Here is a 22,352-nt window from a genome sequence, read left to right as displayed (position 1 = left end):
CCGCGACGGGGCGGAAAGCCCCCTGGTGCTGGAGACCGCGACGGACCGGGCGCGCGACACCGACCTCGCGGACGCGCTGAGCGGACGCGCTGAGCGGACGCGCTGAGCGGACGCGCTGAGCGGCTGGTTTGAGCGGCGCCCGACCGGGCTACCCATGGCGCGTGATTCCCTCCCGGGTCGAGGAGACCCTGCCGGAACTGGTCCCCTTCGTGCGGGCCGTCCAGGCCAGGCGGCCCGACGACGGCACGTGGTGCGAGGCGTGGACCGTACGGGACGTCCTGGTCCACCAGACGGGGAATGCCGAGGAACTGGCCCGGGTCCTCCAGGCCTTCCTCGACGGCGCCCCGGTGGAGACCCGGGGCTTTGATCGCGAGGATCCCCATCGACGGCTGTCCGACTCCGACCTCTGGGCGACGTTCCTGAACCGCTGCGAGCGACTCACCGAGGTCGCGGCGGCCGCCGCGCAGGAGCTGTCCCCGGACACCGAGGTGCGATGGACCGGGCGGACCGTGAAGGCCCCCTTCTTCGCCGAGCACATGCGCGAGGAACTGATCCTGCACCGCTGGGACCTGACCGGTGACGACCCCACGGCGGTGCGGGCGCTCGACGAGCCGTGGATGACGGAGCACAGCGTGACCTCGGTCGGCCGTCCCCTGCTGGAGCGCGGCCGGACCGGGCTGGCACCGGGGCCCGAGGGGCGGGTCGAGGGACGCCTTCGCACGCCGGGCATGGACGACGTCGTGGTGAGCGCCGACGCGGACTCCTGCAGCATCCGGCTCGCCGCCCCCGAGGGCCCCGCCACGATCGAGAGCGACGCGGCCACCCGGGTACTGCTGCTGTGGGGCCGCCGCCCCGCCGACCCGGCACGCTGGCACAGCTCCGCCGGTCCGGAGGCGCTGCGCAAGGTACGGGGCCTGCTGGGCGGTTACTGAGGGCCCCGCTCCCTCCCCCGGTCCGGCCGCCCGGCTCCTCCCCGTGTCACGAGGCGCGGTCGCGCCCGGTGCTCAGCCCGCCCGGCCGATCCTCACGGTCCGCGAGCCGGGAGCGAAGCCGGCGCAGGAGTGTGCCCGGGACTCGCCGGGCCGGTAGTTGGTCACCCGGCCCTCGGAGGGCTGGTAGGGGCCGACGCAGGCGTCCGGCGCCTCGGTCAGTGGAATGTCCGGCCCGACGAACACCGTCGCCGCAAGCCAGGGCCTGTCGTCACATTCCCGTCGTCCGCCCGAAGGGCGGGCCGCGCGGCGTCCGGTGCGTGCGGCTGCAAGGCGGAGGAGGGAGCCGACGCGCGGGGGCCCCTCCCGCCCGAGCGAAGCCGAGCGCGGGGGAGCCGGCGACCGACGACAACACGGCTGGGGTGCCCCCTCCGGGGGAGCGCGTGCCAGACGCCGCACGACAGGCGGGAATCCGACGGCAGGCCCTAGGGGGCGACGACGGTGACGTTCTGCGGGATGGAGATCGGGACGGACCGCAGCCTGCCGTTCGTCTCTCCGACGGTGTCACACGTCTCCGCAGGCGAGCGACACCGCGAGCCCGGCGTCGTTCATCCCCCCGGCCTCGATGGCGCGGAACGTCTTCTGCTTCCGGCCCATGCCTGCCGCTCCCTTGCGGGCGCCCGGTGAATGGCGGCAACTCAGCTAATTTCGCAGCGAGTTGGCCCACACCCGTCGTCAGGTCACGAGCGCGCGAGTGGTCGGTCGCGTCCCTCGGCGGACGGGGTGAGGACCGTGCGGTCGAACGGGCCCGCGTGCGCGGCGGCGTGGGCGATCGCGTCGTTGACGGCATCGAGCGGGAAGGCCCGGACCTGTTCACCGGCCAGGTCCAGGGTGCCGCAGGCGAGGAGCCGGACGATGCCGACGTTCGCCGTGCGCGGGCCCAGCCACTGGCCGCGCACGGTCACCGAGTTGCGCATGAGCCACGGGTACGGGAGCGCGAGGTCGGCACCGCCGAGCATGCCGACGCCGCCCATCAGGACGACGCGGCCGTACTCGCGCACGCTCATGGCCGCCGTGCGCACCGCCGTGCCGGGCGCGCTCGGGGGCAGCAGATCGAGCACCATGTCGATCGGGCCGTCGGCCGCCGCCGCCATCGCCGCCCGGTCCGGGTCCTCCGGTCCGGTCAGCTCCACCGGGCGCACGCGCGGGCCGAACCGCTCGGCGAGGAGGGCGAGGACGGCCCGGTTGCGGCCCGCGGCGATCACGCGGCCCGCGCCCATCGCGAGCGCGACCGCCACCGCGCTGCTGCCGAGGTTCCCGGTCGCGCCGCTGACGAGCAGCGTCTCGCCGGCTTCGAGCCCGCCCGCCAGCAGCCCGCCGTACGGAATGACGTACACGCCGAGCGAGGCCCAGCGGGCGGGGTCGTCGCCCGCCGACGCCGGCAGGGGGAAGACGTTCTCGGTCGGTACTCGCATGCGCTCGGCGAACGACCCGTGGTGCAGATGGCGCGCCAGGCGTGCGCCGCCGTCGCCCCGGGAGCTCCAGCCCTGGAGCGTGATGTCGGGCGTCAGCGCGTCGTCCCGGGAGCGTACCGTCGGGTCGCACCACACCAGGTCGCCGACGCGGAGCCGGGTGGCGTCCGGGCCGACGTGGACGATGCGCCCCACGCCGCCCGTACCGGGTACGACGGGCGGGACGAGGGGGTAGTTCCGGGCGCCGCTGAACACCTCGGCGGCGTACGGCAGTACGCAGGCGGCGACCACCTCGACCACCACCTCGCCGCCCCTCACCTCGGGGTCGGGCAGCTCCCGCACCGTGAGCGGGGCGCCGAACTCCGTCAGAACTGCTGCGCGCACGGGTGGACCTCCGTGTCTCTCTTCGTGGTGTGTCTCGTCGCCTGTCCGGTCGTTCCTCGGGCGACGTCATCGAGGCTAGGAAGGCAAGGGGGCATTCGGGAAGCGAGGATCTGGCATCCGTGGTATGCGTAGGACGCATGGACCTCTCCAGTTCGGGCCTGCGCGTTCTGCGGCAGATCGCGGAGTCCGGCAGTTTCACGGCGGCGGCCGCGCGCCTCGGCTACACCCAGTCGGCGGTCTCCCGGCAGGCCGCGTCCCTCGAACGCGGCGCGGGCGCCGTCCTGTTCGAGCGTCGCACCGACGGGGTACGGCTCACCTCCGCGGGGCTGACCCTGCTGCGGCACGCCCGTACCGTCCTGGACGCCCTCGACGCGGCCGAGCGCGACCTGACCGGGACCGCACCGCAGCGGGAGCGGGTACGGCTCGGCGTGTTCCTGAGCGCGGGCGCGGCGCTCCTGCCCGCCGCACTCGCACGGCTCGCGGCCGGCCATCCGCAGGTCACGGTCACGACGCGCGAGGGCACGACACCCCGCCTGGTCCGCGCGCTGCGCGCCGGCTCGATCGACCTCGCCCTGCTGACGTCCCGGCCGCCCCACCGGCCCCCGGACGGCGAGTCGCCGCGCCTGCACGTCGAGACGGTGGAGGACACCGAACTCCTCGTGGCCGCCCGGACGACGGGGATGTTCGCGGGCCGCACCTCGGTGCACGTCGACGAGCTCCTCGACGTCGCCTGGATCGCCACCCCGTCGTCGAACTCGGAACCGCTGCTGGGCGTCTGGCCGGGCCTGCCGGGCCGACCGCGTGTCAGCCATGCCGTGCGTGACTGGCTGGCCAAGCTTCACCTGGTCGCCGGCGGCTTCGGGGTGACGACGGTGCCGTCCCGCATGTCGGAGGTGCTGCCGCCCGGGGTGACCCTGCTGCGCGTCGAGGGCGCGCCCCGTGAAGTGCGCCGGATCCTGCTGGCGCGGCTGCCGGGCCGTCCCACGCCAGCGATCACGGCCGTCGCTCAGGCGCTGGTGCCGACCGACTGAGGCCCGGCCGCGCCGCGGGAAGTCATCCGCGGCGAGCCAGGTCTCGCTCCCCGGTGGCCGGCCGGCACCGCGCTGCCGCGTCAGTCCCCCGTGCTCGGCCGAACCGCGGCAGGCTTCTCCCGGGGCTCGGCCGTTCTCGTGGGCGGACCGGGCTCGCCCGGACGAGGTGCAGGCGATGCCTCGTCGCCACGGATGGCCAGGCGGCGGGCGATGCAGGCCACGATCGCCGGGGTGACCGTGGTCATCTCCGGGCGCCAGCCCGGGACGGCGTTCACCTCGCAGACCGTGAAGGTGCCGTCGGCCGCGAACAACAGGTCCACCCCGGCGATGTCCAGATCCAGGGCCCCGGCCGCGCGCACCGCCAGCTCCTCCGCCTGCGGATGGCGGCCGGCGCACAGCGTGGCGGAGCCTCCCTTGGCGATGTTCGCGGCGAGGGCGCCGTGCCGGGAGGTGTGCAGGACGGCGCTCACCGGCTCGCCGTCGACCACGACGACACGCAGGGCGCGGCCGTGCGAGCCGGCCACGTACTCCTGGAACAGAAACGGCGTCCGGTCCGCCAGGCTGCCGGACAGCTCACGCAGCAGGCCCTGCTCGCGGGCGAGGAAGACCTGCCGGCCCTTGGTGCCGCTGACGGCCTTCACCACGCACGGCGTGCGCAGGTGCCGGCTGTGTACGACGCCGTCCAGGGGGGCGGTGGCGTACGAGAGCGTGTCGGGCACCGGCACCCCGGCCAGGGCGAGTTCCTGTACCTGCCACACCTTGTTACGGGCCGTCAGCTGGGCGTCGGCCGAATTGACGAGGGTGCTGCCCATGCGCTCCAGGTGGCGCAGCAGGGTGGTCTCCCGGTCGCTCCGCATGGAGCCGGGCATCTGGCGTACGCACACCACGTCCGGAGCGGGCAGGTCCGCGCCGCCCAGGGTGTGCAGGACGAGCCTGCCGTCCCGGACGCCGACGAGCAGCTCGTCGGTGTGCCAGAGGACGAAGCGGGGTCCGAAGGCGGCGGTGAACGCCCCTGCCAGTTCGGCCGTGGACCGCCGCAGCGCGATGGGCCGCTCCCGCACCAGCATCCACACATCGGCCGGTACGGGATGCTCCGGCCGGCCACGGTGCCCTGTGTCCACTCCGACTCCTCGTCTCCTCGCCGCCCGCCGCTGCCGGGCCGTGGAGCACCACTGTCACACATCCGTGATCGCGCGATCACGGAAGGCGACACGATGGCGGATACGGCGCGGCCCGGCCGGGGGAACCGGCCGGCCGCTGCCCGATGTCGGCGCCCTGGCGCGGGAGTTGGGACGTCGGCGAGGTGACCGGTCGTCCGGGCCGGTCAGGGGGCGGCGCGGCGCAGCCCGGCGATGAAGGCGGCGCCGTTCGGTGTGCCGACGCCCGTCATCGTGTCGTAGCCCTTGGCGGTGACCTGCTGGGTGTAGGCGCGTTCCTGGGAGCCGAAGACGTCGACGCCCGGGGCGCCGCCGGACCCGTCCGTCGCGAGGTAGGCAGCCCTGTTCTGCTGCGGCGTCCGGGAGTCGACCGGCAGGACGTCGTGGTAGGCGCGGGTGCCGGCGAGGCGGTAGATCAGCGGGTTGCTGAAGCCGAACGCCGTCTTCCGGCCCTGCTGGGCGTCGGCGATCAGGCCGGCGATCAGCGGACAGGCCAGGCTGGTGCCGGCGTTCACCATGGTCCGGTACGGCCCCGGCTTCGCGTCGCTCCCCGACTCCGTGTACCCGGTCAGGAGCCCGGTGTCGAGATCGGCGTCGGCCGCGATGTCGGGGACGGCCCGGTCGGTGGCGACCCGCTTGCCGACGCGGACACGCGACATCGACGCGGGAACGACACCCTGCTGGTAGGCGGGCAGGCCGTAGACGAGGCTGGTGCCTCCGCCGCCCCCGCTGATGCCCAGGTCGCTCCACCTGCCGTGCTCCAGGGAGCCGTAGTCGCTGGACCACCCGGTCTCGAAGACCCGGTCGTCCGCCGCCCCGATGCCGAGGCTGGTGCCGCCGACCGCCACCGCGTACGGGTCGGAGTCGGTCACCGTCAGCCCGGGTGTGTCACCGGACGAGAAGTACATGCCGACCCCCTCGGCGGCGGCCCGCACGTCGATCGCGTGCACGGTCTTCTCCGGCACCATGCCCAGGGGGATCTGCCACGAGTTGGACACGATGGAGGCGCTGGGGTGCTTGCCGTCGCCGGTCAGCACGGAGAGGGCGGCGTCGAGCAGTGCCTGGTCCTCGTCGCAGCCGCCGCCGACCACCATCAGCTGGGCGGCTCCGGGCGCCATGGCGTAGACGGCCTCGGAGTCCATCTCCGCCTCGTCGTTCACCGCGGTCGCCTGCGCCGCGCCCCGCGCGAAGGTGCCGCAGGACTTTCCGGCCCGGACTTCCCGGAACTGGGAGGATTTCGGCGTGGGCAGGTGATTGGTGCGCGCGTACTCCGTCAGCGTCCGGAACATCGCGGTCGGCGCCTCGTCCTCGGTCAGGGCCACGGTCTGGCCCTTGCCGGTGTCCGTCCAGGTCGCGCCGTAGGCGGCGCGGATCTGGCGGGCGGAGTACCCGCACACGGGCAGCGATGCCGTGCTCAGCCCCTGGTAGGCCGGGTGGACGGGGTGCGTGTGCTGCGCCCAGTACCGGGAGCAGGTCGGTGCCTCGGGCGCCGCCGCCGTGACCTGCGCCCTCGTCTGCCTCTGCGTCGACGTCCGTCTCACGGCAGCGGTCCGGGTGGTGTTCGGCCGGGCACCGCTCATCCCGGTCACCCCGAGGACGTCGGGCGCGAGCGGGGCCGGCAGCGACACGTCGCGGTCGTTGGACTGGATCACCGTGGTCCCGCCGAGCGCGTCCTCGGCCCGGTACCGGTTGATCCGCACCTGGAACGCCGACTGCACCGTCGACGCCGGCCCGGTCGCCGAGACGTAGTCGCGGCCGTCGCTGATGTGCACCCGCGTCAGGCCCTTGGTGCTCAGCCATTCCGCGACCGCCCGGGCGTGCGCGGCGGACGGCCCGAAGCGGGCGGTGTAGGCGTCAGGGCCGAGATAGTGGTGGAACGCGGCGCTGCCCGGTGTGGCGACCGCGTCGGCGAACGCGGCGGCACCGGCCAGATCCGGCTTCAGCCACACGTGGACGGTCATGTCCTGGGCGGACGGCACGCCACCGGCGAGGGACATGGTGTGCACGGCGGGGGACGCCGTCCCCGGCACCGTCGTGGTGGCCGCCGCCTGTGCGGTGCCGGGCACCCCCAGCAGCGCTGCGGCGGCCAGCACGGCCGTACAGCCTGCCACGGCAGCGGCGGCCCGCCCCCGGCGCCGGCTCCGCGCCGCCGGTCCCGCTCCCCGCCCGTCCGCGAACGCCCTTTTCATGTGTGTCCCCCAGCCCGGCCCGATCGCTCGGGCACCGCCGCATTCCGGCTCCAGCTTCTCCCGCACCTTCTCCTCCTACGACGACGAGCCGCGGCCCCGGGTTGCGGTGATCCGGTGCACGCGACCGGATCCAGCCCTTCCTGACGGGGTGGGGGTGATGCCCGGCACGCTCTGGTGCTGTCCCCACCCCGAAGCCTCGTGCCTGCCGGAGTGATCGGGTCCCGGCCGGTGCCTAGCGTGCTGTCCCATGACCATCCCCCTCCTGAGCCGATTACTCCGCAGGCGTACCGGCTTCGCGGCCACCGCCGCGGCGACGGCCGTCGTGCTGGTCGCCACCCCCGTGGCAGCCGCCCAAGCGCCACCGCCGACCCGTGCGTCCCGCCCGTGCGGCACGCACGACGCCCTGCGCCGGTCCCTGCACCACCTGGTCGTGCACGACCGGATCGCCGGTGCCGCGGTCCTCGCCGAGAGCACGGGCGCGGACACACCCTGCGCCCGCCGGACCGTGACGGACGGAGTGGCCGATCTGCGCTCCGGCCGCCCGATGAACAGCACCGACCGGCTGCGCATCGGCAGCGTCACCAAGACCTTCACCGCGACGGTCGTCCTGCGACTCGCCGCCGAACGGCGCCTGTCCCTGGACGCGCCTGTCGAGCGGTACCTGCCCGGACTGATCCGGGGACACGGGTACGACGGCCGCCGGATCACCGTCCGCCAACTCCTCCAGCACACCAGCGGGCTGCCCGACTACCTCGACGCGCCCGTCTGGGACCACCCCGAGCGGCTGCGACACCGCCACTTCGCCCCGCGCGAACTCATCGCCGACGCCCTGCGGTTACCCCGGCCACGGCGGACCTGGCGCTACGCGACCACCAACTACCTCGTCGCCGGGCTGATCGTGCGCGCGGTCACCGGCCGCTCCCCCGAGTCGGAGATCACCCGCCGCGTCATCGCGCCGCTCGGGCTGCACGACACGTACTGGCCCGGTGACGACCCCCGCCTCCACGGGCCGCACTCCCACAGCTACTTCACCGCGGACGACGGCCGCCGTACCGACGGCACGAGCTGGAACATGACCTTCGGCGGGGTCGGCGGGGCCCTGGTGTCCACCCCCGCCGACATGATCCGGTTCCTCACCGCCCTGCTCGGCGGGCGCCTGCTGCCCACGGCCCAACTCGCCGACATGCGGCGGACAATGGCCGCCGATCCCGACCGGCTCTGGCCCGGCGCCCGCTACGGGCTCGGGCTGATCTCCTCGCCCCTGTCCTGCGGCGGCACCTGGTGGGGTCACGCGGGAACCGTGCCCGGCGGCCACCGTGCCCTGGTCGCCGCCGGCCCCGGCGGCCGGAGCGTCGCCGTGGCCCTGAACGGGATCCCGGCGACGCTCCAGGCCGAACAGGACTTCCAGGACGTCATTGACAAGGCCTTCTGCGAGCCGAACCCCTCCGAAGGGACACCCGCATGACCGCCTCCACCGCGCGCGGCGCCGGTCGCCGCTCACGCCGCCGCACCGCGCGGTGCGCCGCGTCCGCCGCCCTGTGCCTCGCGGGCGCGCTCACCCTGGGCAGCGCCCCGTCCGCGACCGCCGCGTCCGCCGGCGATCCCCTCGCCCGCTACGACCATCAGCGCCTCGGCTGGAAGAGCTGCCGGCTCGGCCCCGGCGACACCACCGGCAAGGAACTGGAGCAGGCCGGCGCCCAATGCGCCGACGTCACCGTGCCGTTGGACCACGCCCGCCCCGACGGCCGTACGATCACCGTCGCGATCTCCCGGATCCGGGCGACCGACACCGCCCACCGCATCGGCGCGCTGCTGCTCAACAGCGGCGGCCCGGGCGGACGGACCATCGGTGATCCGCCGTGGGTGCGCGCGGCGATGAAGGAGGTCGGCAAGCGCTACGACGTGGTGGGGGTGGACCCGCGCTTCGTCGGCCGGAGCACCCCGCTGGACTGCCACTGGCCCACCGGCAGCATGTTCCGCGGGGCGGGCACCGGCCGCGCCGGCTTCGACCGGATGGTCGCCTTCTCGGCCGACCTCGCCCGCCGTTGCCGTACCCACGCGGGCGGCCTGATCCCGTATGCCACCACCCGGAACACCGCCCGGGACATGGACGTGATCCGTGCCGCCCTGGGCGAGCGGCGGATCTCCTATCTCGGCTACTCGTACGGCAGTTACCTCGGCCAGGTGTACGCGACGATGTTCCCGGACCGGACCGACCGGGTGGTCCTGGACGGTGTGGTAGATCCCGCCCGCTACGGTCCGCGGCTGTTGCTGAGCGCGGAGCAGGCCAACCGCGACGCCCTGGGTGACTGGGCCGCCTGGGCCGCCGCGCACGACGCGGCCTACGGCCTGGGACGTACCCGCGGGGCGGTGCTGGCGACCGCGAACGCGGTCCGGTCGGCCGCCGCCCGCACACCCCTGCGGCTCGGCGCCCACCGGGTGGACGAGCACGTCGTCCCCGTCCTCGTCTTCAACGGCCTCTCCCAGGACAACCCCACGGCCTACGGGGATCTCGCCCGGGCCGTGCGGGACCTGCGGCGGGCCGCCGACGGCCGGACCGTCACCCCGTCGCCCCGGCTGGCGGATTCGCTGGACTTCCTGCTGACCGGGCACGACTCCGCGTACGGCAGCGCCCAGACGTCGATCCTCTGCGGCGACGTGGCCGCTCCGCACGACCCGGAGACGTACTGGCGCGATCTGACGCGTGCCGGGTCGCGCGACCGGATCTTCGCTCCCGTCGCGAACGACATCAACCCGTGCGCGTTCTGGGCGCCGCCCCGCGAGCGCCCCACGACGATCCGCGGCGACCTGCGGGCCCTGCTCGTGAACGCCACCGGTGACCCGCGCACCGTCTACCAGGGTGCCGAAGCGGTCCGCCGCGGCTGGCCCAGCTCCCGCCTGGTGACCCTGCGCGGGGCGGACCAGCACGCGGTGTACGGCGTCTTCGGCAGCCCGTGCGTGGATGCCACGGTGAACGCCTATCTCGCGACCGGCCGCCCGCCGGCCGACGACGTCACCTGCCCCAGGCCCGCCGCATGACGTGAGGGCGCCGGTGCCCGCGGGACCTACGGGCCACCCACACCATCGATGGCTGTCACCTGGCGGTGCGTGGTGGGGCGGTCGTGCCCCTCGCTTCGAGGGACGGGGGCGCGAGGTCGACCTCGGCCGGGCGGTGCGGCTCGTCGATCCGGTCGAGCAGCCGCTGCGCTGCGCGGCGGCCGACGTCGTGGCTGGCGTTGTCCACGGTGGTCAGCCACAGATGGCGCAGGCGCGACAGGTAGGTGTTGTCGTAGCCGACGAGGGAGAGGTCCCGCGGGACCCGCAGGCCGCTCTCCTCGGCGGCCGAGAGCGCGCCGACACAGGTCATGTCGTTGACCGCGAAGACGGCGGTCGGGCGCTGCGGGCGGCTCAGGAGCCGGACGGCGGCCCGGTAGCCGCCCTCCTCGGTGAGGTCGCCCTGTTCCACGACCGCCGTGTCGGCGAGTCCGTGCTCGCGCATGGTCGCCTCGAAGCTGCGCCGGCGCAGTTCGCCGACCGCGCCCTGACCGGCGATGTGGGCGATGTGCCGGTGCCCGAGGCCTATGAGGTGCTCGGTGGCCAGGCGGGCGCCCCGTTCGTCGTCGTTGGCGACGATGTCCACGCAGGGGAGCACCGGTTCCCGGGCGCCGGCGACGACCGTGGGGATCCGGCCGGCGGCGTTGCGCAGTGCCTCGGGGTCCTGGAGCGTGCCGACGGCGATCAGGCCGTCGACGCGCAGTTCGGTGAAGGTCCGGGTGAGATCCTCGCCGAGCCGCCGGTTGAGGTGGCCGTCGGCCAGCAGGACGTGCATCCCGCTGTCGTACAGCCGCCCGTTCAGGCCGTCGAGCAGTTCCACGAACCAGGGGTTGCGCAGGTCGTTGAGCAGCACTCCCACCGTGCGGGTGCGCCGCTCGCTCAGGCTGCGCGCGGCCGCGTTGGGCCGGTACCCGAGCGCTTCGACGGCGGCCAGGACGGCCTCGCGCTTCTCCGGCCGTACCCCCGCCGAGCCGCGCAGCACCATCGAGACCAGGGACTTCGACACGCCGGCCCGCTCGGCGACGTCACGGATGGTCGGAGTGCTCATCTCTGGACCGTTCCATATCCGATCAGGCCCTGTAAAGACCTCTTGACACGGGAGAGAACCAGGATTCAGGGTGTGGCGCAGGTTCTGGAACGGTCCAAAGAAGGGCGCTCATGGTGAACACGCTCGGCGTCGCGGTCGTCGGATTCGGCTGGATGGGACGGGTGCACACGCAGGCGTACGCCCGTGTGCACCACCACTTCCCCCAGCTGTCCCTACGGCCGGAACTGGTCGCCGTCGCCGACGAGGTACCGGGCCGGGCACAGGAGGCGGCCCGGCTCCACGGCTTCGCCTCCGCCACCCGGGACTGGCGCGCGGTGGCCGCCGACCCCCGGGTCCGGGCGGTCAGCATCACCGCCCCCAACTTCCTGCATCGCGAGATCGGTGTCGCGATGGCCGAGGCCGGCAAGCACATCTGGATCGAGAAGCCGGTCGGACTGACCGCCGAGGACGCCCGGGCCGTGGCCGACGCGGCCGCCAAGGCCGGGGTGCAGGGCACGGTCGGCTTCAACTACCGCAACGCGCCTGCCGTCGAGGCCGCCCGCGAGCTGATCGCCGCCGGAGAGATCGGCACGGTCACCCATGTCCGCATCCGTCTCTTCAGCGACTACGCCGCCCACCCTCAGGGCGCTCTGACCTGGCGCTACGAGCGCGCGCGTGGTGGCAGCGGGGTGCTCGGCGACCTCGCCTCGCACGGCGTCGACCTGGCCCGCCATCTGCTCGGCGAGATCACCTCGCTCACCGCCGACACCGCGGTCTTCGTCCCGGAGCGGGCTCGCCCGACCGGCGCCACGGCCGGGCACAGCCTCGCCACCGGCGGCGAACTCGGCCCGGTCGAGAACGAGGACTACGTCAACTGCCTGCTGCGCTTCGCCTCCGGCGCCCGGGGCGTCCTCGAAGCCTGCCGGGTCTCCGTCGGCGAGCAGAACAACTACGGCTTCGAGGTACACGGCACCCAGGGCGCCGTCTTCTGGGACTTCCGCCGCATGGGCGAGCTCGGCGTCAGCCGCGGCACGGGCTACCAGGACCAGCCGGTGAGCACCGTGTACGTCGGACCCGGCCACGGTGAGTACGGCGCGTTCCAGCCGGGGGCGGCCACCAGCATGGGCTACGACGATCTGAAGGTGATCGAGGCCCACCGCTTCCTGCGCTCCATCGCCGAGGGCACCCCCGTGGGCGCCACCCTGAACGACGCCGTGGCCAGCGCGGTGACGCTGGACGCGATCGGGCGCTCGGCCGAGCGGGGAGCGTGGGTGGACCTCGTCTGAGCACCCTGCGTCCCATCACGCCCTGCACGTGGAGGCGGCCGCAGTCATCACCCCATGACGCAGCCGCTCAGCTCACCGGTCGGCTCGTCGAAGAAGGCCTCGTCGGTGATGTCCTGGGCGGGACGTGGCGGCCGGTGTCCAGCACGGGCAGACGCTCGCGGATGGTCGCCGCGTCCCAGTCCTCGTACGGCACCCCGGCCCGGTCGAACCGCTCGTACACCCTGGCGCGGTCCTGGCCGGACGAGTCCAGGAGCAGACCGCCCGTCCTGATGAACCGGGCCTGGCCCGCCTCGCCGTGGCCGCCGAGGTGTCCGCTCCAGTCCGCCCAGGCGTGCCGGGACTCCCAGGCGCCGGCGACGCCCCGTCCAGGTGGAGTAGTTGAAGCGGATGACGGCCGAGGAGGCGCTGGTGGAACCGCTCCCGGCCGCCGGCCCCCGCTCCACGACACAGACACGCCGTCCACCCGCGGCCAGGGCATGGGCGATCGAGCAGCCCATGGCACCGGCGCCGATCACCACCGCGTCGAGACTCCGATCGGACATCGTGCGCCTTTCGGACGGGGAACCGAACCAAAGCCAGTCTGCTCGGCAACCGGCCGGTGAGAGCCGTGACACCTGCGGCCGGCACCGGCGGCCGGGCTCAGTGCAGGGGGTGCGGGGACAGCACGGTGAGCCAGAGGAGGGCGATGGTCCCGGCGCCCATCAGCGGTGTCAGTATCTCGGTCTCCAGCTTATTGCCGCTGCTCTTGATCAGCACGATCTCGTAGCGCGTCCTGAGCGGCCACAGCCATGGCGCGCCCTGCTTGGTGATGGAGTCGCCGAGGAGATGGGCCAGGCAGCCGAGGCCGATGGCGTAGGGCAGCCAGAGCGGCGCGGAGGGGATGAACTTGTCGATGGCTGCGGTGCCCAGCGCGGCCAGGGCCACGTTGGTGCCCCAGGCATGGAAGCCGTGTCCGGGCGGGCAGAGATTGAGTGCGCGCACCGCCAGCGCCAGCAGGAAGAAGCACATGACGAGCGTGAACGGCCGTCCCAGAAAGGCGATTCCGGCCCAGGTGCCCGCGGTCATGAAGGCGATGAAGAACAGGGAGTGGGTGGCATGCCGATGGCCGCCGGAGACGAAGGCGACGAACCGGCACAGCATCTTGGAAACCGGGCCGAGGAAGTTCGCGATCGTGCCGTCGTGGTGGTCCAGGTCCGGCAGCAGCGCGGCGCCCGCGCACAGCACCGTGCCCATGAGGATCTCCTGGGGCGACAGATGCGTGTGCAGCAGCACGGGCGGCAGGTAGGGAGCGGTGCCGGCGAACAGCAGGGCGCCGCTCACGGCGTGCGAATGGCCCATCATGGCGAGGTTGTTCTCCCCCGGTCGGGCGCCGTGACAACGGCGCGTCGATGTCCGAGCGTCAAAGAGGTGCGCGCGGTCGGTGATGTCTGTGCGGTCGATGATGTGTGTGTCTCAGAGGTTGGTGAGCTGCTCCCCCTCGCGGTCCTCGATGATGTGGTCCACGCACACCGCGAGGATGATCAGCAGCAGCCAGTCCGGTTCGCTCATCACGTCGACCGCGTAGGCGTCGCGGACGGTGAACCAGCGGCGCGAGATGTGTGCCAGGGTCCCGCTGTCGTCCGCGATGTCGAACTCGCGGTCCCAGAGGTTGCCCGCGATCCGCAGCCGGCGCCCGCCGCGCAGGGTCACCTTGTAGCGGTCCCTGAAGATCCGCAGGGTCCGCTTGCTGATGCGGCCCACGGTCTCGCCGTTCTGCTTGATGAGGATCGTGTGGTGGAAGGTGAGTGCCTTCTTGACGATGCGAGCCACCTGCTCGCCCTCGGTGTCGACGAAGTCGAACGTGGTGCGCAGCCGCAGCAGTTTGCGGTTGACCTTGAAGAGCTTCTCCCGGTGTTCCGTCTCGACCCAGGCCTCCTCGTGGAAAGCCAGCATGCGGTCGCTTACCAGGTAGCGCATGAGTACCCCGTCCAGATCCCGAGAGAGGAAGAATCACTGTCCGCCGCGATAATAGTTGCGGCGTTGCGCAAGACAGCAACTCCATCCGCACCGCTCACGGGGAGGGCATGAATGACCATCACGCACCGACCGGGCCGAAAGGGCCCCGTCGCAACCGTACTTCTGACGCTGCTGCTCGGCCTCGGCCTGGCGGCGACACCGGCCGCCGCCGCTCCGGCCACCGCTCGGCAGGCCACGACGGCCGCAACGGCTACGACAGCTGCGGCGGCCTCGGGCACTGTACGCACCGGAACCGCGCTTGCGGGCACCGTCTCCACCATCCGCCTAAGGCACACCACTTCCACACATCACACGGCGGCGACCCTCCGAAGGACGAAGACCAAGAAGAAGAGCTTCCTCAAGAAGCTCGGCATCTTCCTCCTCGTCGTCGTGATCCTCGTGATCCTCTTCGTCGTCCTGGTCATCTGGCTGCTGGTCCACCTCGTCCGCCGGGTCTTCCGGGGGAGGCGCGAGCGCTGAGGGGCCACGCCGGTGACGGCGCCCTGACCGGGAAAACGCCTCAACCGGCCCCGCACGAGGGCCGGTTGAGGCGTTCCGTTCGCGCGACGCTCATGGCGTCGCGGACCGGCGACGGTTACGGAAGAGTGGCTCCCTCCGCGTTCAGCGCCGCCGGCACCGGCTGGAAGAAGGTCTCACCGCCGGACGTGCAGTCACCGCTGCCGCCCGAGGTCAGTCCGACGGCCGCGTCGGAGTCGAAGAGCGCGCCGCCGCTGTCGCCGGGCTCGGCACACACGCTGGTGTCGATGAGCCCGGAGACCGAGCCCTCCTGGTAGTTCACGGTCGCGTCGAGCCCGGTGACGGACCCGCTGTGGACTCCCGAGGTGCTGCCGCTGCGCGTGACGGATTCACCCACGTACGCATCGGCGGCGTGGGTGATCTGCTGGCTGCTGCCGTCGTAGAGGTCGACGGCGCTCGCGTGGTCGCTGCTCGCGTCGTCGTACTGCACCAGGGCGTAGTCGGTACCGGGGAACTGCGAGTCGACGGTCTGGCCGACCTCTCCGCCGCCCTGGGAGTCGGACCACGTCTGGGACGCGTTGCCGCAGTGCCCGGCGGTCAGGAAGTAGGGCGCGCCGTTCACGGTCACGTTGAATCCGAGGGAGCAGCGGACACCGCTGCCCCAGATGGCGTCGCCGCCCGCGATGAACGGTTTGAACGCGGAGGCGGTCCGGCGTACGACGACCTTGTCGCCGAGCGAGGCCACCACGGAGTTCAGCCGGGCACGCTGGGCACCGGTGACGGTCGGGTCCACGGTCACGACCACCTTGTCCTTGCGGGGGTCGATCGCCCAGGCGGTGCCCGCGATCCGGGCGCGCTGGGCCAACGTGCGCTGTGCTCCGCGGAGTTGGGTGGTGGAGTAGCGGACGGTTCTGGGGACGGCGCCGGTCGCGCGGACCTGGGCGGCCGCGGACGGGTCGGTGATGCCGACGACGAACTGGTGGGCCGCGGCGTCGTAGTAGGAACCCGCCGCACGGTCGCCCAGTCGTGCGACGAGGGATGCGGCGGACGCGGCGCGGACCGCGGCCGGGGTGGCCGCGGCGGCGGGAGCGGCCGTGGCCGAGCCGGCGCCGGGGAGCAGGGCCGCGCCGGCCGTGAGGACGAGGACGCCGGCTGCGGTGAGCGCGCGGGCGGTGCGGGTGTTTCGGCGTTGCGCCATGTGAGGCCTCCAGTGGGGGTTGCCCCGCCCGATCGACGGGCCGGGGCCGGAGGAACGACGGCCACGGGCACGCCCCGAACCCAAGCGCCGGTCGTGCCCATGCCAAGCGCGACGAGTATGGCGAGGCTCTCCCGTCACAACAAGGAGGGATTCCGGCCTGACCTCCGGCACCACGGACACGCAGGCGCCGTCACCATCCCCGCACTCCAAGCCCCGGCGTGGGCGCCCGAAGTCACGCACGGTCGCCGCCACCGCCCTCGTCATCCACGCTCGGTTCATCGACGGCTGGCCGATACGCCATGATCCCGTTCGGAATTCGAACCAATCGTCCTTTATTTAGACCGCTCTTGGCCCACTGATGACCTGACGCGACCAGACCCTCGCCTGCCCGCAGCCCCACGGCCGTCGCATGCCTACGGCTTCACGCCGTCCCGGTGGTCGACATCCGTCCGCGCACGACGTGTCCAGGGGATCAGCGCCGGGACGCGGGCGCGGTAGGCCTCGTAGGCCGGACCGAACCGGCCGGCCATCAGGCGGTCCTCGGCCCGGACCCGCAGCAGCATCCAGGGCACCGCGACGATGAGGAAGGCTACCCAGACGCCGAAGCCACAGGCCAGCATCCCGCCGACGACGAGGCCGAGCAGGCCGGCGTAGATGGGGTGACGGACCAGCCCGTAGGGGCCGTCCGTACGGAGTTCGTGATGCTCCCGCACCGTCGGGACGCTGGCCCACATCGTGCCCAGCACCCAGCGGGCCCACAGCAACAGGGCTGTGGAGGCGACGGCGAGCGCGGCGCCCAGCAGGGCCAGCCCGGGCTGCCAGTACCGCAGTTGTCTCCAGAGGCCGCCGGTGCGGCCGACCAGGACCGAGAACACGTAGACACCCGCTACGAGGAGGAGCCGGCGGGGCAGCGTGCGCCGCTGTCCCCGCCACCAGCCGCGCACACCGGAGTGGCTCTTCACGCCGAAGTAGACGGCGCCCACGATCCAGGCCGCGTAGAAGATCAGGAAGCAGATGCCGATGACCAGCGCGAGCGCCGAGTGAAGCGATCCCATGGCTCAAGGGTGCTCCGCACGGGCTGTCGATCACCACCACCCACGGGTCGATGGAGACGGTCCGCCGACCTCCACCCCTGGATGGAGAGCGGCCGCCTTCTGCCCGCGCTCGACCGACGCCAGCATGCTCGCGCTAATCTCGGCCCGCGTCCGCCGCCGTTCCACCACGGAGAGATGAGTACCCGAGATGACAGCGCCCCAGGTGGTCGTCCGTCCGGCGACCTCCGCCGACCTCCAGGCCGTTGCCGACATCTACACGCACTACGTCCGCCACACCGTGGCCACCTTCGAGGAGACCCCGCCGACCGTCGCCCACTGGGAGGAACGGCTCGACGACCTGACCGGCCGGAAACTGCCCTTCCTCGTCGCCGCGTCGGACGACACCGTCGCGGGCTTCGCCCTCGCCGCTCCGTGGCGCCCTAAACCGGCGTACCGGAGCACGGTCGAGGACACCGTCTACCTCGCACCCCACGCCCTCGGCCGGGGGACGGGCACGGCCCTGCTCGACGCGGTCGTCACCGAGTCCGCCCGGGCGGGGATGCGGCAGATGATCGCCGTCATCGCCGACACCGGCAACGACGCCTCGCGCGCCCTGCACCGCCGCTTGGGCTTCACCGACGCCGGTCGCCTGGTGCGGGTCGGCCACAAGCACGGCCGCTGGATCGACACCTTCCTCATGCAGCGGGAGCTGACCGCCGAGCACGCCCGCCGGTGACTGCCGTCCGCGGGCGCTTGACCTCAAGCGCTTGAGGTGTGGTCTGCTGACGCCATGACGACCTTCACGATTCATGAGGTATCCACCCGTAGCGGGCTCACTGAGCCCACACTGCGCTATTACGAAGATGTCGGGCTCGTCGGACCGATCGACCGCGACGAGAGCAGTGGGCACCGCCGGTACAGCAGCCGGGACCTCGACACGCTGGAGGCACTGTCCTGCCTGCGCGCGGTCGGCGTGAGCATCGAGGACATGCGCACCTACCTGGGCAACCGGGCGCGTGGCCGGGAGGCGGCGGCCGAGCAGCGTGACCTGCTGCTGCGGCACGCCGAACGGATCGAGGCGGAGATCGCCGCCCAGCGGGCGCGGCTGCGCTACCTGCGGGAGAAGGCGGCGATGTGGGACGCCCGCGACCGCGGCGACGCCGCCGCGGAGGCCGAGTCGACCCGCCGTGTCGTGGCCGCGGTCGAGAGCCTGGGGGTGCTGCGATGAGCCGGGCCCTGGTCACCGGCGGAGCCGGCTACGTGGGGACGCAGCTGATCACCGCGCTGCTGCGGGCCGGGCGCCCGGTGCGGGCCACGGTGCGTTCGACGGCCCGGGAGTCCGAGCTGCGCGCGGCGGTGCGCCGCGGTGGCGCCGACGACGGCGGTCTGGAGGTCGTCGCCGCGGACCTGATGTCCGACGACGGCTGGCACACCGCGGTGTCCGGCTGCGAGGAGGTCCATCACGTCGCTTCCCCCATCCCGGCCGTCCAGCCGGAGGATCCGGACGAGCTGATCGTCCCCGCCCGCGACGGCACGCTGCGGGTGCTGCGCGCCGCACGCGACGCGGGCGCCCGGCGCACCGTGCTGACCTCGTCGTTCGCCGCGGTGGGCTACACGCCGAAAGCCGGCGCCGAGTTCACCGAGGCGGACTGGACCGATCCCGACACCCCCGGGCTCGCGCCGTACCCCCGGTCCAAGGCGATCGCCGAGCGGGCCGCGTGGGACCTGATGGAACGGGAGGGCGGCGACACCGAACTCGTCGTCGTCAACCCGACGTTCATCCTCGGTCCCGCCCTCACCACGGAGCCGCGCTCGTCGACGCAGTTGGTCCAGGCGATGCTCGACGGCACGATGAGCGTCGCGCCCCGCCAGCGGTTCGGCATCGTGGACGTCCGCGACCTGGCCGACCTGCACATCCGCGCGATGGCCGCTCCCGTGGCCGCGGGCAAGCGGTTCCTGGCCGTCGCCGACGGCCCGGCGCTGAGCTTCCTGGAGATCGCCGAGATCCTTCGCCGACGGCTCGGTCCGCTCGCCGCGCGCGTACCCACGCAGGAGGCACCGGGCGACGAGCCGACACGGCCGGTCATCCACAACGACCGCGCCCGCGAGGAGCTCGGCTGGCGCCCCCGCCCCGTCGAGACCACCGTCGTGCAGACGGCCGAGAGCCTGCGCGGCCCGGGTGTGCCGGAGACGGGACGGTGACTCAGCCCCGCAGGTCGAAGGCCTCGGCGATCTCGTCGCGCCCGGCCCCGGCCGCCAGCAGCAGCCGGAGCAGCACCCGGGCCTTGTACGGGTCGAGGAAGCCGCCGTCGATCAGCCCGCGCCGGCGCAGGTCGGTCTCCGAGCCGGGAGCCTCGTAGGTGTGCCGCAGCATCGAACCGCTCCCGGTGCGCGAGGTCAGGACGACCGGCAGGTGTGCGGCGAGCGCGCCGAGCCGTGGTGCCAGCACGTCCGGCACGTGACCGACGCCGAAACCGGCGACCACCAGGCCCCGATGTGTCGCTTCGAGCCCGTCGAGCCGCGCGCCGTCGTCGTCCAGGGTGACCACGTGCAGGGCGACGCGGGCGGTCTCGAGCCGCTTCCGGTCGACGTCGACCGGAAGCGGCGGGTGCCGGGGCTGGGCGAGGAGCATCCGCACCCGGCCCTCGACGACGTGGCCGAGCGGGCCGGTGCTCGGTGAGGCGAAGGTCGCGGGGTTCGCTGGTCGCCCTGGTGTGGCCGCGCCTGCCGTTCGTCCGGAGGATGAACCCCGCCATACCCGCCGGCCTGGTCAGTGACCGTGTCTTCACCGAGGAGGAGATGCCGGGCATGGGCTGGTCGCTGTCGGTGGCCCTGCTGCCCGTGGTACTCATCGCCGGAGCCGCCGTGACCGGACTGGCCGACTCCGGGTCGGGGCCGGTGCTGCACTTCGTGGCGTTCATCGGATCGGCCCCCATCGCCCTGCTGCTCACCCTGGCGGTCGCGATGTGGGCGTTCGGCCCGCGGATCGGCCGCAGCCTGGACGAGGTCAGCGCTTCGTGCCGGTCGGCCGCACAAGCGATGGCGATGATCCTGCTCGTGATCGGCGCGGGCGGCGCGTTCAAGCAGGTTCTCGTGGAAGGCGGGATCTCGGACTCCATCAAGAACGCCACCGGCGGCTGGTCCCTGTCGCCGATCATCCTCGCCTGGCTCATCGCGGCCATCCTCCGCGTGGCCCTCGGCTCGGCCACCGTCGCCGTCGTCACCGCCTCGGGCGTGGCACTGCCGCTGCTCGCCGGCAGCGGAGTCCACCCCGAGATCATGGTGCTCGCCATCTCCTGTGGCTCGATCGCCTTCTCGCACGTCAACGACCCCGGCTTCTGGATGTTCAAGGAGTACTTCAACCTGTCCGTGATCGACGCGATCAAGGCCCGCACCACCTACACGACCGTGCTCTCGGTACTCGGTCTCGGCGGGGTCCTGGCCATGGAGTCGATCCTGGACACCCTCGGCGTGTGACCCCGCGGACCGTGCCCGGCGGACGCCGTACCGGCGAGGCGTACGCGGCCTTCAGCAGCAGTACCGGTCAGGCCGGTTGAGCGTGGCCCGCCCCGCGGTGTTCACCCGCTGATCCGGGCTGCCACCCCGGCCCGCCGTCCAGAAGCCGTTCCTGGGAAACACGCGGACGGACCCAGGCGGGCCACGTACGCGGCGAGGGGCCCCTGGTGCGTGGCCACCGTGGTGCGCAGCGCCCGGTTGCAGGCCATCGTGCCGTCGACCGACCCGGCGAACCTGGAGCGCACCATCGGCCTGACCGCCCTGAGCCGGACCGGCCGATGGAGCGCACCATCGGCCTGACCGCCCTGAGCCGGACCGGCCGGCCCCCGGACAGCGCCGACGCGGTCGCGTTCCTGGCCTCCGACGGCGCTCGCCGGTATCCCGGCGGATCAGCGCGCCGCACACAGCTCGGCGTACAGCTGCGGCCCCGTCCAGGTGCGCGGTGCGGACTCCGCCTCGTGCACCAGGACCCTCAGCCGCGCGTTCGCGGGGGCGCTCAGTCCGTGGGCGGCGGCGAGGGCGACGATCTCGCCCTGCAAGGAGTCGATCTCCGTGCGCCGGCCGCGCTGGAGGTCCTCCCACATCGAGGAACGGGCATGGGCGTCGATCCGGAGGGACGCCGCCGCGACCCTGCGGAAGAGGGCGTCGGGCAGTCCCAGCACGTACGGGGTGACGGCGGGCCCGGTGGGGCCGAGGCGGGCCGGAGCGACCCCGGCGGCGCGGTACGCGGCAAGGGCCTCGCGCTGGCACAGGGCGAGGCAGCGGCGGTACGCGCGTTGGCCGAGCTGGTCGCGCAGCGGCAGTCCGGACAGGGCGTTGATCGCGTTGTTGAGGTTCAACAGCAGCTTGGCGTGCTGCACTTCGGACATGTCGGTGCGGGCCTCGATCGCCAGGCCGGCCTCGCGGAAGGCGCCGAAGAGCGTGTCGTCGGGCTCGGTCATGAGACGGCCCGGCATGCCCTGGTGCACGGTGCCCGGCTCGGACCGCACCACGTTGTACGGCACCATCCCGGCCAGCACGGTGTGACCGGGGAGCGCGGCGCGCAGGGTGGCGGGGTTGTGCAGCCCGTTCTGGAAGCTGACCACGACGGCGCCCGGGGCGAGATGGGGGGCGATGTCCTCGGCGGCGGCCTCGGTACCGGCGGTCTTCACCGTGACCAGCACGTAGTCGGCGTCGGCTGTCGCCTCGGGGCCGGTGGCCAACACCAGCCGGTCCGGCGGGAGGTGGACGGGCGGCCTTACGGAGGTGCTCAGGGTGAGGCCCCGCTCGCGCAGCACATCCATGGCGCCGGGCCGGCCGACGAGTGCCACGTCATGCCCGGCGGCGACGAGGTGACCGCCCAGGTGACAGCCGATGCTGCCGGCACCGAGGACGGCGAAGCGGGGCTTGGACATGGGGGCGACTCCTGCGCATGAGCGGGGGGCTGGCAAGGGCCAGCATGGCCCATGCGCAGGTCGGCTGACCAGCAAGGCCCGCACCTGGGCGCCTCGACCATGTGGGCCTGGCAGTTCGCCCAGGTGCGGACTGCTCGCCGACCAGGGGGTGGGCAGCGTCCCGTGGCACCCGCCTGCCGCCGGACACCTCGCCGAACCCGGGGCGAGTG

21 protein-coding genes and 1 pseudogene are annotated in these 22,352 nt (G+C 73.1%); 11 read left to right on the top strand and 11 right to left on the bottom strand.

The annotated features are described in order from the left end of the window. The first annotated feature begins 161 nt into the window (after positions 1–161). Positions 162–932 (top strand): maleylpyruvate isomerase N-terminal domain-containing protein, encoded by a 771-nt coding sequence (locus ACZ4MF_RS15510; RefSeq protein ID WP_467492513.1) that lies wholly within the window; start codon positions 162–164, stop codon positions 930–932. Between the two features lie 737 nt (positions 933–1,669). On the opposite strand, the gene ACZ4MF_RS15505 is transcribed toward ACZ4MF_RS15510, so the two are convergent. Further along, entirely contained in the window at positions 1,670–2,785 is a 1,116-nt protein-coding gene (locus ACZ4MF_RS15505) for an alcohol dehydrogenase catalytic domain-containing protein (RefSeq protein ID WP_467492512.1), read from the bottom strand. 137 nt (positions 2,786–2,922) lie between these two features. Between ACZ4MF_RS15505 and ACZ4MF_RS15500 the strand changes: the two genes are divergently transcribed. Next, on the top strand, positions 2,923–3,816 hold the full coding sequence (locus ACZ4MF_RS15500) for a LysR family transcriptional regulator (RefSeq protein WP_467492511.1): 894 nt from the start codon (positions 2,923–2,925) through the stop codon (positions 3,814–3,816). An 80-nt stretch (positions 3,817–3,896) separates the two neighbouring features. Here the strand turns inward: ACZ4MF_RS15500 and ACZ4MF_RS15495 are convergent, their stop codons facing one another. Beyond that, positions 3,897–4,937 carry an ATP-grasp domain-containing protein gene (locus tag ACZ4MF_RS15495; RefSeq protein WP_467492510.1) on the bottom strand — a complete coding sequence of 347 codons (1,041 nt, stop codon included), beginning with the start codon at positions 4,935–4,937 and terminating at the stop codon, positions 3,897–3,899. A gap of 203 nt (positions 4,938–5,140) precedes the next feature. After that, positions 5,141–7,066 carry a S53 family peptidase gene (locus ACZ4MF_RS15490; RefSeq protein ID WP_467492509.1) on the bottom strand — a complete coding sequence of 642 codons (1,926 nt, stop codon included), beginning with the start codon at positions 7,064–7,066 and terminating at the stop codon, positions 5,141–5,143. Positions 7,067–7,409: 343 nt separating this feature from the next. Here ACZ4MF_RS15490 and ACZ4MF_RS15485 point away from each other — a divergent pair, with 343 nt between their 5' ends. Next, on the top strand, positions 7,410–8,627 hold the full coding sequence (locus ACZ4MF_RS15485) for a serine hydrolase domain-containing protein (RefSeq protein WP_467492508.1): 1,218 nt from the start codon (positions 7,410–7,412) through the stop codon (positions 8,625–8,627). Continuing rightward, positions 8,624–10,201 (top strand): alpha/beta hydrolase, encoded by a 1,578-nt coding sequence (locus ACZ4MF_RS15480; RefSeq protein WP_467492507.1) that lies wholly within the window; start codon positions 8,624–8,626, stop codon positions 10,199–10,201. The genes ACZ4MF_RS15485 and ACZ4MF_RS15480 overlap by 4 nt, the downstream gene beginning before the upstream one ends. Before the next feature lie 55 nt (positions 10,202–10,256). On the opposite strand, the gene ACZ4MF_RS15475 is transcribed toward ACZ4MF_RS15480, so the two are convergent. Then, the gene (locus ACZ4MF_RS15475; protein ID WP_467492506.1) at positions 10,257–11,264 is read right to left on the bottom strand and encodes a LacI family DNA-binding transcriptional regulator; all 1,008 of its coding nucleotides are present in this window, start codon (positions 11,262–11,264) and stop codon (positions 10,257–10,259) included. 110 nt (positions 11,265–11,374) lie between these two features. Here ACZ4MF_RS15475 and ACZ4MF_RS15470 point away from each other — a divergent pair, with 110 nt between their 5' ends. Beyond that, complete coding sequence (locus ACZ4MF_RS15470; RefSeq protein WP_467492505.1) at positions 11,375–12,529, top strand: Gfo/Idh/MocA family protein; 1,155 nt, start codon at positions 11,375–11,377, stop codon at positions 12,527–12,529. Positions 12,530–12,576: 47 nt separating this feature from the next. Here the strand turns inward: ACZ4MF_RS15470 and ACZ4MF_RS15465 are convergent, their stop codons facing one another. From ACZ4MF_RS15465 to ACZ4MF_RS15455, 3 genes are all read right to left on the bottom strand, one after another. Next, on the bottom strand, positions 12,577–13,026 hold the full coding sequence (locus ACZ4MF_RS15465) for an FAD-dependent oxidoreductase (protein WP_467492577.1): 450 nt from the start codon (positions 13,024–13,026) through the stop codon (positions 12,577–12,579). A 142-nt stretch (positions 13,027–13,168) separates the two neighbouring features. Beyond that, complete coding sequence (locus tag ACZ4MF_RS15460) at positions 13,169–13,870, bottom strand: metal-dependent hydrolase (RefSeq protein ID WP_467492504.1); 702 nt, start codon at positions 13,868–13,870, stop codon at positions 13,169–13,171. 111 nt (positions 13,871–13,981) lie between these two features. After that, entirely contained in the window at positions 13,982–14,485 is a 504-nt protein-coding gene (locus ACZ4MF_RS15455; RefSeq protein ID WP_467492503.1) for an LURP-one-related/scramblase family protein, read from the bottom strand. A 111-nt stretch (positions 14,486–14,596) separates the two neighbouring features. Between ACZ4MF_RS15455 and ACZ4MF_RS15450 the strand changes: the two genes are divergently transcribed. Continuing rightward, entirely contained in the window at positions 14,597–15,004 is a 408-nt protein-coding gene (locus ACZ4MF_RS15450; RefSeq protein ID WP_467492502.1) for a hypothetical protein, read from the top strand. A 115-nt stretch (positions 15,005–15,119) separates the two neighbouring features. Here the strand turns inward: ACZ4MF_RS15450 and ACZ4MF_RS15445 are convergent, their stop codons facing one another. Further along, a complete protein-coding gene (locus ACZ4MF_RS15445; protein ID WP_467492501.1) occupies positions 15,120–16,199 on the bottom strand; it encodes a S1 family peptidase in 1,080 nt (359 codons plus the stop codon). Between the two features lie 413 nt (positions 16,200–16,612). Then, positions 16,613–17,254, bottom strand: a complete 642-nt coding sequence (locus ACZ4MF_RS15440) for a methyltransferase family protein (RefSeq protein ID WP_467492500.1) — start codon at positions 17,252–17,254, stop codon at positions 16,613–16,615. A 187-nt stretch (positions 17,255–17,441) separates the two neighbouring features. Between ACZ4MF_RS15440 and ACZ4MF_RS15435 the strand changes: the two genes are divergently transcribed. Genes ACZ4MF_RS15435 through ACZ4MF_RS15425 form a run of 3 tightly spaced genes read left to right on the top strand, consistent with a single transcriptional unit; the run spans position 17,442 to position 19,435 of the window. Beyond that, positions 17,442–17,969, top strand: a complete 528-nt coding sequence (locus ACZ4MF_RS15435; protein WP_467492499.1) for a GNAT family N-acetyltransferase — start codon at positions 17,442–17,444, stop codon at positions 17,967–17,969. A gap of 54 nt (positions 17,970–18,023) precedes the next feature. After that, positions 18,024–18,461, top strand: a complete 438-nt coding sequence (locus ACZ4MF_RS15430; RefSeq protein WP_467492498.1) for a MerR family transcriptional regulator — start codon at positions 18,024–18,026, stop codon at positions 18,459–18,461. Beyond that, a complete protein-coding gene (locus tag ACZ4MF_RS15425; RefSeq protein ID WP_467492497.1) occupies positions 18,458–19,435 on the top strand; it encodes an NAD-dependent epimerase/dehydratase family protein in 978 nt (325 codons plus the stop codon). Before ACZ4MF_RS15430 ends, ACZ4MF_RS15425 begins: the two co-directional genes overlap by 4 nt. A 1-nt stretch (position 19,436) precedes the next feature. Here ACZ4MF_RS15425 and ACZ4MF_RS15420 read toward each other — a convergent pair whose 3' ends face one another. Further along, a complete protein-coding gene (locus ACZ4MF_RS15420; RefSeq protein ID WP_467492496.1) occupies positions 19,437–19,865 on the bottom strand; it encodes a hypothetical protein in 429 nt (142 codons plus the stop codon). 62 nt (positions 19,866–19,927) lie between these two features. Between ACZ4MF_RS15420 and ACZ4MF_RS15415 the strand changes: the two are divergent. Together ACZ4MF_RS15415 and ACZ4MF_RS15410 are read left to right on the top strand one after the other, a co-directional pair. Then, positions 19,928–20,710 (top strand): annotated as a pseudogene (locus ACZ4MF_RS15415) (GntT/GntP/DsdX family permease); the annotation flags it as partial. A 210-nt stretch (positions 20,711–20,920) separates the two neighbouring features. Then, a complete protein-coding gene (locus ACZ4MF_RS15410; protein ID WP_467492582.1) occupies positions 20,921–21,049 on the top strand; it encodes a hypothetical protein in 129 nt (42 codons plus the stop codon). An 89-nt stretch (positions 21,050–21,138) separates the two neighbouring features. Here the strand turns inward: ACZ4MF_RS15410 and ACZ4MF_RS15405 are convergent, their stop codons facing one another. Then, positions 21,139–22,143, bottom strand: coding sequence for a 2-dehydropantoate 2-reductase (locus ACZ4MF_RS15405; RefSeq protein ID WP_467492495.1), 1,005 nt, complete (start codon positions 22,141–22,143; stop codon positions 21,139–21,141). Between the last annotated feature and the right edge of the window lie 209 nt (positions 22,144–22,352).

This window comes from Streptomyces sp. NPDC025793 (assembly GCF_055558375.1).
This window is presented reverse-complemented; position numbering and strand designations above follow the sequence as displayed.